At 67.5% G+C, this 14,411-nt stretch carries 10 protein-coding genes; 4 read left to right on the plus strand and 6 right to left on the minus strand.

Going from position 1 to position 14,411, the window contains the following annotated elements:
• Window positions 1-243: 243 nt before the first annotated feature.
• Together ACEN9F_RS16160 and ACEN9F_RS16165 are read right to left on the minus strand one after the other, a co-directional pair.
• The gene (locus tag ACEN9F_RS16160; RefSeq protein WP_413421238.1) at window positions 244-1,050 is read right to left on the minus strand and encodes a hypothetical protein; all 807 of its coding nucleotides are present in this window, start codon (window positions 1,048-1,050) and stop codon (window positions 244-246) included.
• Window positions 1,051-1,145: 95 nt separating this feature from the next.
• Complete coding sequence (locus ACEN9F_RS16165; protein ID WP_413421240.1) at window positions 1,146-3,089, minus strand: GAF domain-containing protein; 1,944 nt, start codon at window positions 3,087-3,089, stop codon at window positions 1,146-1,148.
• A 139-nt stretch (window positions 3,090-3,228) separates the two neighbouring features.
• Between ACEN9F_RS16165 and ACEN9F_RS16170 the strand changes: the two genes are divergently transcribed.
• Entirely contained in the window at window positions 3,229-6,267 is a 3,039-nt protein-coding gene (locus tag ACEN9F_RS16170) for a two-component regulator propeller domain-containing protein (RefSeq protein WP_413421242.1), read from the plus strand.
• Window positions 6,268-6,270: 3 nt separating this feature from the next.
• On the opposite strand, the gene ACEN9F_RS16175 is transcribed toward ACEN9F_RS16170, so the two are convergent.
• Window positions 6,271-7,179 carry an alpha/beta fold hydrolase gene (locus tag ACEN9F_RS16175; RefSeq protein ID WP_413421244.1) on the minus strand — a complete coding sequence of 303 codons (909 nt, stop codon included), beginning with the start codon at window positions 7,177-7,179 and terminating at the stop codon, window positions 6,271-6,273.
• Between the two features lie 160 nt (window positions 7,180-7,339).
• On the opposite strand from ACEN9F_RS16175, the gene ACEN9F_RS16180 reads away from it, so the two are divergent.
• Window positions 7,340-7,975 (plus strand): response regulator transcription factor, encoded by a 636-nt coding sequence (locus tag ACEN9F_RS16180; protein WP_413421246.1) that lies wholly within the window; start codon window positions 7,340-7,342, stop codon window positions 7,973-7,975.
• On the opposite strand, the gene ACEN9F_RS16185 is transcribed toward ACEN9F_RS16180, so the two are convergent.
• On the minus strand, window positions 7,976-8,479 hold the full coding sequence (locus ACEN9F_RS16185; RefSeq protein WP_413421248.1) for a hypothetical protein: 504 nt from the start codon (window positions 8,477-8,479) through the stop codon (window positions 7,976-7,978).
• An 81-nt stretch (window positions 8,480-8,560) separates the two neighbouring features.
• Between ACEN9F_RS16185 and ACEN9F_RS16190 the strand changes: the two genes are divergently transcribed.
• Together ACEN9F_RS16190 and ACEN9F_RS16195 are read left to right on the plus strand one after the other, a co-directional pair.
• Complete coding sequence (locus ACEN9F_RS16190; protein ID WP_413421250.1) at window positions 8,561-9,628, plus strand: porin; 1,068 nt, start codon at window positions 8,561-8,563, stop codon at window positions 9,626-9,628.
• A gap of 558 nt (window positions 9,629-10,186) precedes the next feature.
• A complete protein-coding gene (locus tag ACEN9F_RS16195) occupies window positions 10,187-10,579 on the plus strand; it encodes a hypothetical protein (protein ID WP_413421252.1) in 393 nt (130 codons plus the stop codon).
• A gap of 16 nt (window positions 10,580-10,595) precedes the next feature.
• Here ACEN9F_RS16195 and ACEN9F_RS16200 read toward each other — a convergent pair whose 3' ends face one another.
• Both ACEN9F_RS16200 and queC read right to left on the minus strand, forming a co-directional pair.
• Window positions 10,596-13,649, minus strand: coding sequence for a CHASE domain-containing protein (locus ACEN9F_RS16200; protein WP_413421254.1), 3,054 nt, complete (start codon window positions 13,647-13,649; stop codon window positions 10,596-10,598).
• A complete protein-coding gene (queC, locus tag ACEN9F_RS16205) occupies window positions 13,650-14,357 on the minus strand; it encodes a 7-cyano-7-deazaguanine synthase QueC (protein WP_413421256.1) in 708 nt (235 codons plus the stop codon).
• Window positions 14,358-14,411 lie beyond the last annotated feature (54 nt).

The raw sequence follows: 14,411 nt of genomic DNA on the forward strand, positions 1-14,411 counted from the left end.
AGGCGTCACGCCGCCGTTCGCAGCCGCTCCACGTCGCGCTGCGGCGGCAGCCCGTACACGCGGCTGAAATGCGACGGGCTTTGATAGCCGGCATCAGGTTACGAGGATGGCGCTACCACTGGCAATGCCGACAACCGTAGGATACAGCATGCCTCAACTTACCAAGGAACGCGCCATGACGCCAGCCATCGACATCACGGCGCCGAATTCAGCGCGATTCGCCAGTGCACGGCCTGAGTCCGATTATTTTTGCGCTTCCGCCGCCAGGAATCTTTGGGCGGAATCAGTGGCGATGCCAAACTCCTTCATCAGCGCCTCCAACGGCTCCCCTTTTTTGGCGCGCTCGATTATTTCCGTAAAGTGTACGGTCTGCCTCATCTGGAGAATATCTTTCATGTCGGGAGTCATTTTCCCTGGTAGTACGGCTTTTTTTCCGGCCTTTTCCAGTTCGTCCAGCAGCGTGGAGCGCGGTCCCTGGTAACTCTGCATCGCCTCATTGAATGCATCGATCGCTTCAACCAGCGCCCAATCGTGACTCAGGTTGATCAAATGGGAACCCAGCACCTCAAGCGCTTCCGTTTTCTCCGCGTCGGTCTGGAGATCGTGGACGCAGTAGGTCACGCCTTGCCCTGCCTTGTCTTCCCCGGTGAGCAATGCCTTGAAATGACTCACGTCGCGTAACTTATCGGCATTGCCCAGGATCGACGCCAGTTTGACGTGGTTTGCCAGCAATCCGCGAAAAGCCTTGCTTGTGCTGCTGAGCTGAGCCAGGGATTTGGGCGATGCAGCGGCATGGTCGGCGACTTTCAACCACAGCTCCGCAGGCAAGCCGGCGTCGTCAGCCTCAGCCTTTCGCTGGGACTGCAGCTGCTCGGTGAGTGATTTTTGTAGCGCCGACCGGATGACGCGGGGCGGCGTGGCCGGTGTTGAAGGACGCGATACCGCCTCCCTGGCCGTGTCGGCGACCGGTGAAGCAGAGGGGTCGACAGGCACGTCGGGCTGTTGAAAGACCGGTACCGCATGTGCGGTAAAGTTATGAGGGATAGGCATGTCGGCAATCGGCTTGTTGATGGGATAGGATGTATGAAGACCTATCCTGAGTCACCAGGCCCCGCCATTTGGTTCCCGCCCCGAGGATGCCATACTTACTTGCGGCGCACCTTGGGGAAGCGCAGCTTGTAGTGCAGGCCCATGCCCGGCGCGCTGACCACCTTGACGGTGCCGCCCAGCGCGCCCGTCACCAGGTTGTACAGGATGTGCGCGCCCAGCCCGCTGCCGCCCGAGCCGCGCTTGGTGGTGAAGAAGGGATCGAACAGCTGCGCCAGCGTGGCGCTGTCCATGCCGATGCCGTCGTCGCTGTAGTCGAACTCGACGAAGTCGCCGTCCACCTTGCCGGTGATCCTGATCTTGCCCGACTGCCCTTCCTCGAAGCCGTGCACCAGCGAGTTCACCACCATGTTGGTGACGATCTGCGAGACCGCGCCGGGGAAGCTGGCGAGGTTGATGTGCTGGTCGCAATCGATGTCGATGGTGACCGGCTTGCCCTTCAGCTTGGGCTGCAGCGACAGCAGCACCTCGTCCAGGTATTTGCGCAGGTTGAAGCTGCGGATATCGTCCGACGACTGGTCCACCGCCACCTGCTTGAAGCTGCGCACCAGCGCCGCCGCCCGCTGCGTGTTGGTGGTCATGATGCGCAGCGACTGGTCGATGATGTCGAAGAACTGGTTCAAGCCGTCCTCGTCCAGCGTGCCGGCCGCCATGTCCTCGCGCGTCAGCTTCAGCTCTTCCACCAGGTGGCTGGTGGCCGTCACGCAAATGCCCAGCGGCGTGTTGATCTCGTGCGCCACGCCGGCCACCAGCCGGCCCAGCGAAGCCAGCTTCTCCTGCCGCACCAGTTCGCCCTGCGCATCCTTGAGCGAGGTCAGCGCGCTCTCCAGCGCCGCGTTCTGCTCCTCCAGCGCTTCCTTGGCGCGGCGGATCTCGCGGTCCGCCTGCATGCGCGCGATCGCCACGGCGACGTGGCTGGCCATGAAGGCCAGGATCTCGAGGTCGGCCTGCGAGTACAGCACCGCGTCGTCGTAGCTTTGCACGATGATGACGCCGTAGGCCTGGTCGCCCAGCAGCATCGGCGCGCCCATCCAGCTGGCGATGTCGACATTGCCCAGCGGATGCTCCATCTCGCCGCTGTCGACCAGCGCCTGGAAGCCCGCCTTGTCCAGCAACATGGCCTGCTTGCGCTGCAGGATGTACGAGGACATGCCGACGCCGTAGTCGAAGCGCTTGACCGGCGCATGCTCGTCCTTTTCATCGACGAAGTACGGGATGCTGATTTCCTTGGTGTCGGCGTGATACAGCGCCATCAGGAAATTCTGCGCCGGCACCAGCTCGCTGATGATCTGGTGCAGCCGCATGTTCAGGCGGCTGCCGCCGGTGGCCGTGGCCGACAGGTTGGCCAGCTCGTACAGCGCGCGCTGGATGTTCTCGGCGCGGCGGCGCTCGGCCACCTCGTGCTGCAGCTGGGCGGTGCGCTCCAGCACCGCGCGTTCCAGCCGGTCCATGCTCTGCAAGCCTTGCAGCGCGCTGGAGACGTGGTTGGCGATCAGCTCGAACAACGCATGGTCTTCCTCGCTGAAGGTGTGTTCCTTGTCGTAGCTCTGGATCACGATGGCGCCCAGCGCCTGGTGGTTCTGGTCCAGCAGCGGGCTGCCCATCCAGTGCTCGGCGATGGTGCCGATGCCGAAGTCGGCGTTGTCCTCGCGCTTGGAGACGTGCTCGGCCGCCGTCATCACCATGCTCTTGCGGCTCAGGATCACGGTCGCCGTCGGCGACTCGCCCTCGGCCAGCTCGAACAGCTCGTCGCGGCCGGGCGCCTCGTCCACCTCGTCGACGAAATACACGAAGCGCACCTTGTTGGCGGCGCCGTCGCGGTCGCTCAGCGCCACGAAGAAGTTGGCCGCGTACATGATGCGTCCCAGCGCCGCATGCACGGCCTGCAGGAATTCGCTGATATCGGTACAGCTGCTCGATTTCTGGCCGATTTCGAGCAGCATGGTTTGAACGGCTTCCAGCCGGGAGAGACGACTTTCCATCAGGTTTCCTATAGTGGGTACATGCGCATGGGAAATACTAGCAGGTCATGCCCCTTCCGGGCCAGCGCTTCTCGCAGAAACCGCCGCCGGCAAAAATTTAGGCCGGACAACGGCCGCCATTCGTGTAGCATTCGGCAACATGCGAACCCTACTTTCCTGCCTGCTGCTGGCCATCTGCTGCGCCAGCGTGCCCACCCCCACCGTGCTGGCCGCCGAGGCCGCCCTGCCGGCGATCGATATGCACCACACCAGCTGGACCGCCAAGGACGGCGTGCCCGGCTTCATCCTCGCCATCGAGCAGACCCGCGACGGCTGGCTGTGGCTGGCCTCGCCCACCGGCCTGGTCCGCTTTGACGGCGTGCGCTTCGAACGCTTCTCTCCCGGACCGGACGGCCTGCCCTCGTCCAACATCTCGACCCTGACCGCGCTGCCCGACGGCGGCCTGTGGATCGGCTACCGCCTCGGCACGGCCAGCCTGTGGAAGGACAACGTGCTGCACAACTACGGGCCGGAGCAGGGCCTGCCGATGACCACCGTCTGGAACCTGACGCTGGACGCGGAGGGACGCATGTGGGCCGGCACCGCGCGCGGCCTGTACTTCATGGAAGCCGGGCAGCAGCGCTGGCAGGCCGTGCCCGCCAGCTGGGAGCCGCCGGAGAACATCACCTCGGCCCTGCTGGACCAGCGCGGCACGCTGTGGATGCGGACGCCGGCCGGGGCCTGGTACCTGCCGCGCGGCGAGAAAAAGTTTCGCCGGCTGGCGCGCGCCATCGGCCGCGGCCCCTTGGTGCCGGCGCCCGACGGCACGCTGTGGACCTCGGATTTCGACGTCCCGGACAATCGCCTGATCCTGCTGGACGGCGCGGCGTCCGGCGCGCCGCCAAAGTGGTGGTCGGAAGGCGACCCGAGCGGCGGCGACTTCATGTTCGACCGCCTGGGCGCCATGTGGCGCGCCGGCAAGGATGGCATCGAGCAGGTCAGCGGCGCGGCCGGCGCCCACGTCACGCGCGCGCTGACGCCGGCGCAGGGCTTTTCCGGATCGTCCGTCAACAGCCTGCTGCAGGATCGCGAAGGCAACATCTGGATCGGCACCGACAAGGGCGTCGACCGCTTCCGTCCCAACAAGCTGCACACGCTGGAGCTGCCGAAGTTCCAGGGCGAGGCGCGCGCCATGACGCTCGACGGTAGCGGCGGCCTGTGGCTCAACGGCCTGTACCTGCCGGCGCCGTACACCGCCTCGCTGGCCGCCAGCGTGGTGCCGCACATGAGCGAGCAGTTCGTCGACGTCCTGTACACCGACCCCGGCGGCACGGTGTGGATGGCCGACCGCGGTAAACTGCTGCGCCGCGTCGGCGGCAAATGGGAGCCCTTCCCCCTGCCGCCCGAAGCGGAGGGCAACGTCATCTTCGCCATCGCGCGCGAACCCGGCGGCACGCTGTGGGTGTCGGTCCGCATCAAGGGCATCTTCCGCTACCAGGATGGCCAGTGGCACAAGGGCTCGCCCTATGCCGACGGCCCGCAAAGCGTACCGATGGTGATCACCGCCGACAACGCCGGGCGCGTCTGGTTCGGCTACGCCGTCAACAAGATCACGCTGATAGACAACGGCAAGGTGCGCCACTTCGGCGTCGAACAGCAACTGCGGCTGGGCGCGGTGCTGGACATCCGCAGCAGCGGCGGCCAGGTCTGGGCCGGCGGCGAACGCGGCCTGGTCCGCTACGACGGCACCCGCTTCGTACCGCTGCGCACCACCGACGACGACGCGCTGGCCGGCGCCTCCGGCATCGTCGACACCGCCAACGGCGACCTGTGGGTGCATGGCGCGCTGGGCATCGCCCGCATCAGCGCGGCCGAACTCGACCAGTTCTACCGCAACCCGCAACACCGGGTGCGCTACGAGCGCCTGGATTTCCAGGACGGCCTGGCCGGGACGGCGGCGCAATTGCTGCCGCGGCCGTCGATGCTGGGCGGCGCCGACGGCAAGCTGTGGTTCAGCACCAGCAGCAGCGTGCACTGGATCGATCCGGCGCACATCGAGCGCAACGGCCTGGCGCCGCCGGTGGCCATCACCGCCTTGCGCGCCGAGGGGCAGGCGCTGGCGCCGCAGCCGGGCATGGCGCTGCGCGCCGGCACCCGGAACCTGCAGCTCGACTACACCGCCTTCAGCCTGACCATGGCCGAACGGATGCAGTTCTCCTACCGGCTCGACGGCGTCGACAGCGACTGGAAAACCGGCGGCCCGCAGCGCAGCGCCTACTACACCAACCTGGGGGCCGGCGACTACCGCTTCCGCGTCAAGGCCAGCAACAACGACGGCGTGTGGAACGACAGCGGCGCCGAGCTGGCCTTCCGCATCGAACCGACCATGGTCCAGACCTTGTGGTTCCGGCTGCTGTGCGCGGCGGCGGCCGCCATGCTGCTGTGGTCGCTGTACCGGCTGCGGCTGCGCCAGATGGCGCGCCAGATCCACGCCCGGCTCGACGAGCGGGTCGTCGAGCGCGAACGCATCGCGCGCGAACTGCACGACACGCTGCTGCAGGCGGTGCAAGGCATGATGCTGCACATCCAGGCCGCCGTGCTGCGCGTGCCGCGCCAGGAGCCGGTGCGGGTGATGGTGGAGACGGCGCTGCAGCGCGCCGACGACATCCTGGAGGAAGGCCGCGACAAGGTGCGCGACCTGCGCGCCAGCGGCAGCGCCGGCCAGGACCTGGCGGGACGCCTGACGGCGGTCGCGGCGGCGCTGGCGGCCGGCATGGAGGGCGCCGGCGCCGCGCCGGTCCCGGTCGAGGTGCGGACCAGCGGCGGGCCGCGCTGCCTGCATCCGATCGCCTGCGAGGAAATCCTGGCCATCGCGCGCGAGGCGCTGGCCAACGCCCTGCAGCACAGCGGCGCGCAACACATCACGGTGGAACTGAGCTACGGCGCCCGCGAGCTGCGGCTGGTGGTGCGCGACGACGGCGCCGGCGTGCCGGCCGACGTGCTGGCGGCCGGCGGCCGCGGCGGCCACTGGGGCATGCAGGGCATGCGCGAACGCGCCGCCGGCATCAAGGCCAGACTGGCGCTGCACAGCACGCCCGGCGCGGGCACCGAATGGCAGTTGACGCTGGCGGCCGACCTGGCCTACCAGCAGGCGCCGCCGCGCTGGTCCTGGCGCCGGCCGTCCGGCGCGCCGGACTGACGCTTACTTGAGGAAGGCGGCCAGCTTCGGCACCACCTGGGCGGTCGCCTCTTCCATCAGCCAGTGGCCGCTGCCCTTGATGACGACGCCTTCGACGTTGGTGGCCGCCAGCCGTCCCTGCTGGATCAGGAAATCGCCCGAGGCCTTTTCGCCGGTCAGCACCAGCATCGGCATCGGCAGCGGGGTCTTGGCGTAGACGGCGAATTCGGCGGCGTCCTTTTCAAACGCGCGGAACACTTCGAAGCCGGCGCGCATATGGTCGGGACGGGCGTATTCGGCGGTGTAGAACTTGCGGTCCGCCTCGCTCAGCGACTTGGTCTTGTCGGCCGCGAAGTCATTCCAGAAGTGCTCGAAGTAGGTGCGTTCGCGGCCCTTGACCAGCGCCAGCGGCGTCTCGCCGTAGAAATGGAAATGCCACAGGTCGCGCAGCAGCCAGACATCCTTCCAGTTGCCCACGCCCGGCAGGAAGGCATCCAGCAGCGCGATCTTGCCGACTTCCGCAGGATACTGCGCGGCGTAGGCGTAGGCCACCATCAGGCCGATGTCGTGGCCGACCACCTTGGCCGACTTGATGCCCAGGCTGGCCGCCAGCGCGTGCACGTCCTGCGCCATCACCGACTTGGTGTACGGACCGGACGGCGTGCCCGACTTGCCGAAACCGCGCAGGTCCGGCGCGATCACCAGATGGTCCTTGGCCAGCTCGGCGATCAGCGGCAGCCACATATGGCTGGACTGGGTGTAGCCATGCAGCAAGATCACAGGATCGCCCTTGCCGGCCGACAGGTAGTGCAGGCGCACGCCGTTGACCTCGGCGTAGTTGCTGGCGGGCGCCTGCGCCTGCGCCTGCATGGCGCCCAGCAGCAGCAAGCCGGCGCACAGCGCGCGGCACAGGGATGTGAAGTAGTGTTTCATGGGACAAATCCTCCTGGTGAAAGAAATCCCCAGACTACAAGCTGGGCCGCCGCATCCATACACCCTATCGTGTGTATGGGACTTTAGGGAGAGGGCCGGAGCGCCGCCTGCATCGGTTACTATGGGTGTTTCATCAAGCACAATGGATCGGGAGCCGTACATGCTGGAGAAGGACGAGGGCGTTATCCGCGTGATGATCGCCGACGATCACCCCCTGCTGCGCAGCGGCATCGCCGCCGTGCTGGCCTGCAGCGAGCGCGTGGCGCTGGTGGCCGAGGCCGAGAGCGGCGACATGGCCGTCGAGCTGTTCCGCCAGCAGCGGCCGGACATCACGCTGATGGACCTGCAGATGCCGGGCCTGGGCGGCATCGAGGCCATCGGCGCCATCCTGGCGATCGCGCCGCAGGCCCGCATCATCGTCCTGACCACCTTCAGCGGCGACATGCAGGTGATGCGCGCGCTGAAGGCCGGCGCGGCCGGCTACCTGCTGAAGAACATGGCGCGGACCGAGCTGATCGACTATGTGCTGGCCGTGCACGGCGGCGAGCGCCGCATTCCGGCGGAGATGGCGCGCGCCGTCGCCTACAACCTGCCGGCCGACACGCTGTCGAAGCGGGAAATCGAGGTGCTGAAAGTGGTGGCGGAAGGCAATAGCAACCAGCGCACCGCCGAGCGCCTGGGCCTGAAGGAGGACACCGTCAAGGCCCACATGAAGACCATCCTGGCCAAGCTCGGCGCCCGCGACCGCACCCATGCGGTCACGCTGGCCGTGCGGCGCGGCTTTTGGGAAAGCTGACTACGGCTTCCTGTAGCCGTTCTCGATCCACGCCGACGCGCTGGCCACGCTCAGCTTGAAGGTCGGCGCCACGCGCACCTGCGCCAGCTCTTCGCCGTACTGGTCGAAGGCGGTCAGCGTGGCGTAGGCGTCGTCCTCGTCCGGCACGATGTCCAGGTTGACCTTGACCTGGCCGCCGTCGTCGGTATTGACGAAGACGTTCTTGTGCAGCTGCGCGTGCAGCTGCTGCTCGTGGCGGCGGATCACCTCGTTGGCGGTCTTGACCAGCGTGTTGAAGGCGTTGACGTCCAGCGGCTTCGGGTTCTTCTTGTCGCGGCCCATGGTCCATGGCCCGACCAGCGCCGGTTCCGGCTCGCCATCCTTGATCATCGCCACCGCCCAGCCTTCGTCGTCATCGTTCTTGATGACGCGCGCGGTCCAGCCGTTCCCCTGCCATACGCGCGCCTCCTGGATCGGTGCGTCGTCGTCCTGGGCTTCATCCTGATCGGGGTAGTCGTTACTCATGCTTATGGCTCGTGTCGAAAAAAAGGTCGGGGTGGAATAATAAGCGGCAAGCACCGTAACAACAATAGAAAGTCTGCAATCATGCGCAATCTCTGCCTCGCCCTCCTTGCCGCCTGCGGCGCCGCCCAAGCCGACGGCGGCAATGTCCAGGTGTACGGCCGCCTGAACCTCGGCCTGGAGAGCCTGCGCGGCGACGATGTCCGCGTCACACGCCTGAGCAACTACCGTTCGGTGCTGGGCTTTCGCGGCAGCGAGGACCTGGGCGGCGGCCTGAAGGCCATCTTCCAGGTCGAAGGCACGCTGTCGCCCGACACCGGCGCCGGCAGCCCGGCCGCGCGCGACACCCGCATCGGCCTCGAAGGCGCGGCCGGCACGCTGTTCGCCGGCAACTGGGTCACGCCCTACAACGGCGCCACCGCCGGCCTCGATCCCTGGTATCCGACCACCGCCGGCTACATGAGCATCATGGGCAACGGCGCCGCCGCCACCGCCGGCAACACCAGCGATACCGCGTCCTTCGACCGCCGCCAGCAAAACAGCGTGCACTACTGGACGCCGCCGTGGCGCGGCCTGCAGTTGCGCGTCGCACAGGGCGTGAACGAGGAACGGCCGGCCGGCGGCGCCCGGCCGTCATTGACCTCGGCCGCCGCCGTCTACGAGCAGGGACCGTGGTACGCGGCCGCCAGCTATGAGCGCCATCACGAATACCAGGGGGCGGGGTTAAACGACAGCGGCGCCAAGCTGGCGGCGGCCTACCGCTTCGGCGACACGCGCGTGGCGCTGGTCGCCGAGCGTCTCCGGTACGAGACCGCCGCCGGCACGCTGGAGCGCCATGGCGCGTATCTTTCCTTGACGCATCAGATCGGTCCGCACGGGCTGAAGCTGGGTGCGGCGCGCGCCGGCGACGGCGGCGGCAGCGCGCCGGACGGCACGCGCATCGGCTATATCGTCAAGGGCGCGGACACCGGCGCCACCCACTACACGGCCGGCTACGACTACAGTTTTTCCCGGCGCACCAGCGTGTTTGCGTATTACACGCACTTGGCCAACCAGCGCAACGGCGTGGTGGATTTCGCCATCAACAGCCTGACGCCGCCGCCCGGCGCCACGCTCAAGGGCATGGCGGTGGGCATGCGCCACGCGTTCTGATGAAATATTGATTAATTGACATTTAATGCGTGCGGCACAGCGCAAAAGCCCGCCATCCAGCGGGCTTTTTCCGGCGCTCACCGGGCATTAACAAGTGATGCAAGGCCGACGTTCGGTGATCGGCGGCTTCAGCGGCGTGATACGCGGATCGATGGCCGGTTCCGGCATCTGGTAGCTGAATGGCGTAATGATGATAGGCGGTATCGCAGGCGGCGCCGATGGCGGGCCCTTTTGTCCCCCGCCAGTAAGGTGCTGAGCGCTACGCTGGCGCTTGCTTCTGTTGCATACCGAGGATATCGATTGACCCTCGCTCATTTCTAGCCAAGCCATGTTAGAACCCTCCCTGCGCAAGTCAGGTTATCAGTATAGGTCGTGATAACTTTAAATCAAGGAACAATTGCCCCCGCTTCGTGCCGCTCGTCGCCGCTGAATGTCATTCCATCCCGCAAATCAGCCGGTCTGTCGCAATCCGCTGGCCGCTGCGCGGCGGCCTCGGTACAGTTCAACCATGCCAAACGGCAAACGAACAACGACAACCACCACCGACCGAGGTAAGCCATGAACACCAAAGCTAAAAAACTGATACTCGCCGCCCTCATCTTCCTGCTGGCCGTGATGGCGTGGCAGTCGATCTTCGGTGACAGCCTGAACATCAACATCGACGGCGACGAGATCGACGGCCCGCTGGGCGCGGTGCTGGCGGTGCTGTTCGGCGGCGCCGGCATGCTGATCGGCGGCGTGGTGGTGGTCTGCGTGGCGATCTTCCTGTGCCTGCTGTTCGCCGGCCTCGGCATCCTGATGGTGGGCGGCATGGCGCTGGCGGCCGTGCTGGTGGTGGCGGCGGTGTCGCCCCTGCTGCTGCCGCTGCTGATCCCCATCGGCATCTACTGGTTCTTCTCGGCCCGCTCCCGCAAGCAGCGCGAGCGCGCCATGATGGAACACGCCGTCTAAAACGTTACGACCAGTTTCAACCGGAAGCGGCCGGGACCTGAACTCCCGGCCGATCCGCCTCGACATCCATCAGTTCCACCCGGTTGCGGCCGCCGCGCTTGGCGCAATACAAAGCCTGGTCGGCCCGTATCAGGGCCGCGTCGCCGCCCGGATGCTTGCCGCCCATCGCCGCCAGGCCGATACTCACCGTGACATGCAGGCTGGCGCCGCCATCGAGCAGCATCGGCGTCTCGGCCACCCGCAGGCGCAGCCGTTCGGCAAACACCGCCGCCGCATCGAGCTCGGTCCCCGGCAGCAAAATCGCAAACTCCTCGCCGCCGATGCGGCCCAGCATGTCGATCTTGCGCTGGCCGTCGCGCATCAGCTCGGCCAACTGGCGCAGCACGGCGTCGCCGGCCGCGTGGCCGTGCTCGTCGTTGATGCGCTTGAAGTGGTCGATGTCCAGCAGCAGCACGGCGGCGCAGGCGCCGATGTCGCGCTGCAGCCGGCCCTGCTCGTCCGCCAGCCGGCCCATGAACTCGCGCCGGTTCGGCAGGCCGGTCAGGAAATCGGTGGTGGCCAGCACGCGCAGCTCGTCGTTCATGCGGCGCCGTTCGGTGATGTCCAGGGTCGAGACGATGACGAAGTCCAGGCTGTGTGTATGGCCCGGCATCACCAGCAAGGTCAGTTCGTTGAGGCGGGCCACGCCGTCGAGCCGCTCGAAGCTGCCCTCGCAGGCAAAGAAGTGGCTGCCCTGCGCCAGCGCCGTCACCGCCAGCGCGAAATTCGGCATGGCGGCGGCGTCGAAGTTTTGCGCCAGGCTCAGCGCGGCGAGATCCTTGCGGCCCGGCGGCGCGCCGACCTGCTCCAGCGCGGCGGCGTTGACGTCGAGGATGCGCACCAGCGAGGCCAGCCGGCGCAGCTGGCTCGGATTGGCCTGCAGGTAGCGCGCCAGGTCCTCGATGCCGGACAGCTCCAGCTCGGCCAGCGCGGCGCGCACGGCCGACCAGTCCTGCTCCCACAGCGCCACCGGCGCGTGGTCGTACAGGCTGCGGAAGCGCGCCTCGCCGGCGCGCAGCGCCACGGCCGCCTGCGCCTGCTCGATGGCGATGCCGGCCAGCCGCGCGGCCTGCTCGATCAGCGCGATATTGGCCAGGCTCGGCCGGCGCGCGTCGCGGTGGTAGATGGCGAAGGTGCCCAGCACATTGCCGTTGGCGCCGTAGATCGGATCGGACCAGCACGACCCCAGCCGCGCCTGCAAGGCCAGGTCGCGGTACTCGGCCCACGACGGCGCGCTGCGGATATCCTCGACGATCACGCGGCTGCGCGTGATCACCGCCTGGCCGCAGGCGCCCAGGCCGCTGTGGATGGACTTGCCGTGCACGGCGGCGTTGAAGAAGGCCGGCAGGCTGGGCGCGGCGCCCACCAGCAGGTGGTCGCCCTGCTCGTCCAGCAGCAGGATGCTGCACAACATTTCCTCGTTGTCGGCCTCGACACCCTGCACCACGCTTTCCAGGATGGTTTGCAGCGGCGCGCCGGTGGCCAGCAGTTCCAGCACGTGGCGCCGGGTCTGCTCGCGCTGCTCGATCTGGGTGCGCTCGGTGATGTCGCGGAACGACCACAGCCGGGCCGGCTCGCTGCCCAGCTGCAGGCCGCGCGTATGCTTCTCGATCACGCGGCCGTCCTTCAGGTGCAGCACTTCATGCTCCTCGGCCAGCGGCGTGCCGCGCTGCAGTCCGGGCAGGACCAGCTGCGGCGGCTCGTCCAGCCGCAGCCCGCATTCGGGATGCTGCAGCTGCGCGCACATATGCGTCATCAGCACCGCGCCGTCGCTCTGCCAGTCCAGGTACTCGGGCACGTTCCACAGCTCGCGGAAGCGGCGGTTGGAGTTCAGCACCGAGCCCTTGAGGTTGTCGACCAGGATGCCGTCGATGGTGGAATCGAGGATGCTGCGCAACACCGCCTGGCTGCGCTGGGCGCTGTCGGCCAGCACCATCAGCGTGGTCTGGCCATCCTTCAACTCGTCGGCCAGCGTGCGGGAACGGGCCAGCGCCTGGCGCGCGCGCACCCGGCCGCGCGCCAGCAGCCAGGTCAGGCAGGCCAGCAGCGCGCTGAGGGCGGCGCCCGACCAGGCCAGTTGCAGCGCCTTGTCGGCGCGCGCCGCCGGCGCCCCGGGCAGCATGGCGATGCGCAGCGTCCAGCGGTGGCCGGCGATGCTGATCTGCTGCCGCGTCGAGCGCAGGCCGCCCGCGCCGGGTGCGCTGTCGTAGATGCGCGCCGCCGGCACGATGCTGTCGCCGTCGTAGATTTCCACGTCCAGCGCGGCGGCGCGCGGGCCGCCCAGTCCCGCCATCAGGTCGCCGACGCGGAACGGCGCGTAGACCCAGCCATCGATGGCGGCGCGCCGCTCGGCCAGCGTGCGCAGCGGCTGCGGCTGGTTATACACCGGCAGCACGATCAGGAAGCCGGCCTGCTCCGTCACCTCGCCGGCTTCCTGCACCAGCCGGATCCTGCCGCTCATGGCGGGCCGGCCGGAATCGCGCGCCAGCTCCAGCGCGGCGCGCCGGGTCGGTTCGGATGCGGGATCGAAGCCCAGCGCGCGGCGGTTGCTGTCGTTGAACGGCTCCAGGTAGACGATGGGCGAATACCAGTCGCGCTCGCCGGCCGGGAACACATGGTAGTCGGGATAGCCCTGGCGCCGCACGAGCGCATTGAGGGCGTCGATCTGGCCGCGATGGACCAGGCGCATATAGCCGACGCCGTGGATGCCGGGGAAATGCAGGTTCAGGTCCTGGCCGGCGATGTAGGTGCGGAACTCGTCGCGCTCGACCGCCTGCGAACTGGCGAACAACCCCTGCGTGCCGTACAGCACCTGCACATAGGTTTGCATGCGCTGGTCGAGATTGTTGACCAGCTCGCGCACCCGGGTATCGAAGTCCGCTTGCGCGTCCAGCTCGGCGTCGGCGCGCGCGCCTTGCCACAGGACGGCGGTCACGCCCAGGCATCCGCACAGCACCAGCGCGGGCAGGACGCCCGGCGAGAGCAGGTCCTGCAGCAGCCGGCGCAGCCGTGCCTGGGCGTGGGGAGCCATCTACACCTCGGCGCCCACGAACTGCCGGTAGCCGCGCGCGCGCAGCGCGCAGGCGGGACAGGTCCCGCAGCCATAACCCCAATCGTGCAGCGCGCCGCGCTCGCCCAGGTAGCAGGTGTGGGTGCCGTCGCGGATCAGGTCCACCAGCGGCTGGCCGCCCAGTTCCCGCGCCAGCTCCCAGGTCTGCTTCTTGTCGCGCCACATGAGCGGCGTTTCCAGCTTGACGCGGGTGTCCATGCCGAGGTTGAGCGCCACCTGCAGCGCCTTCATGGTGTCGTCGCGGCAGTCCGGATAGCCGGAGAAATCGGTCTCGCACATGCCGCCCACCAGCACCGTCAGGCCGCGGCGATAGGCCACGGTGGCGGCCACCGTCATGAACAGCAGGTTGCGGCCGGGGACGAAGGTGTTCGGCAGGCCGTTGGCCTGGGTCTCGATGGCGATATCGTGGGTCATCGCGGTCTGCGAGATTTCGGAAATCAGCGACAGGTCGATCATGTGGTCTTCGCCCAGCTTGGCGTTCCACTCGGGCGAGTGGGCGCGCAGGCGCTCGATCACGGTCGGACGCACGGTCAGCTCGACGGCGTGGCGCTGGCCGTAGTCGAAGCCGATGGTCTCGACGCGCGCATAGTTTTTCAGCGCCCAGGCCAGGCAGGTGGTGGAGTCTTGTCCACCGCTAAACAGGACCAGAGCGGAATCGGTAGGCAGCATTACTTTTCTTTCCAGATGTTGCAATATTATTAGTACGCCATCTTTTGGGGCAAT

Origin of the sequence: Duganella sp. CT11-25 (assembly GCF_047302815.1) — a bacterium.
In the GTDB taxonomy this organism is placed as follows: Bacteria; Pseudomonadota; Gammaproteobacteria; order Burkholderiales; family Burkholderiaceae_D; genus Rugamonas.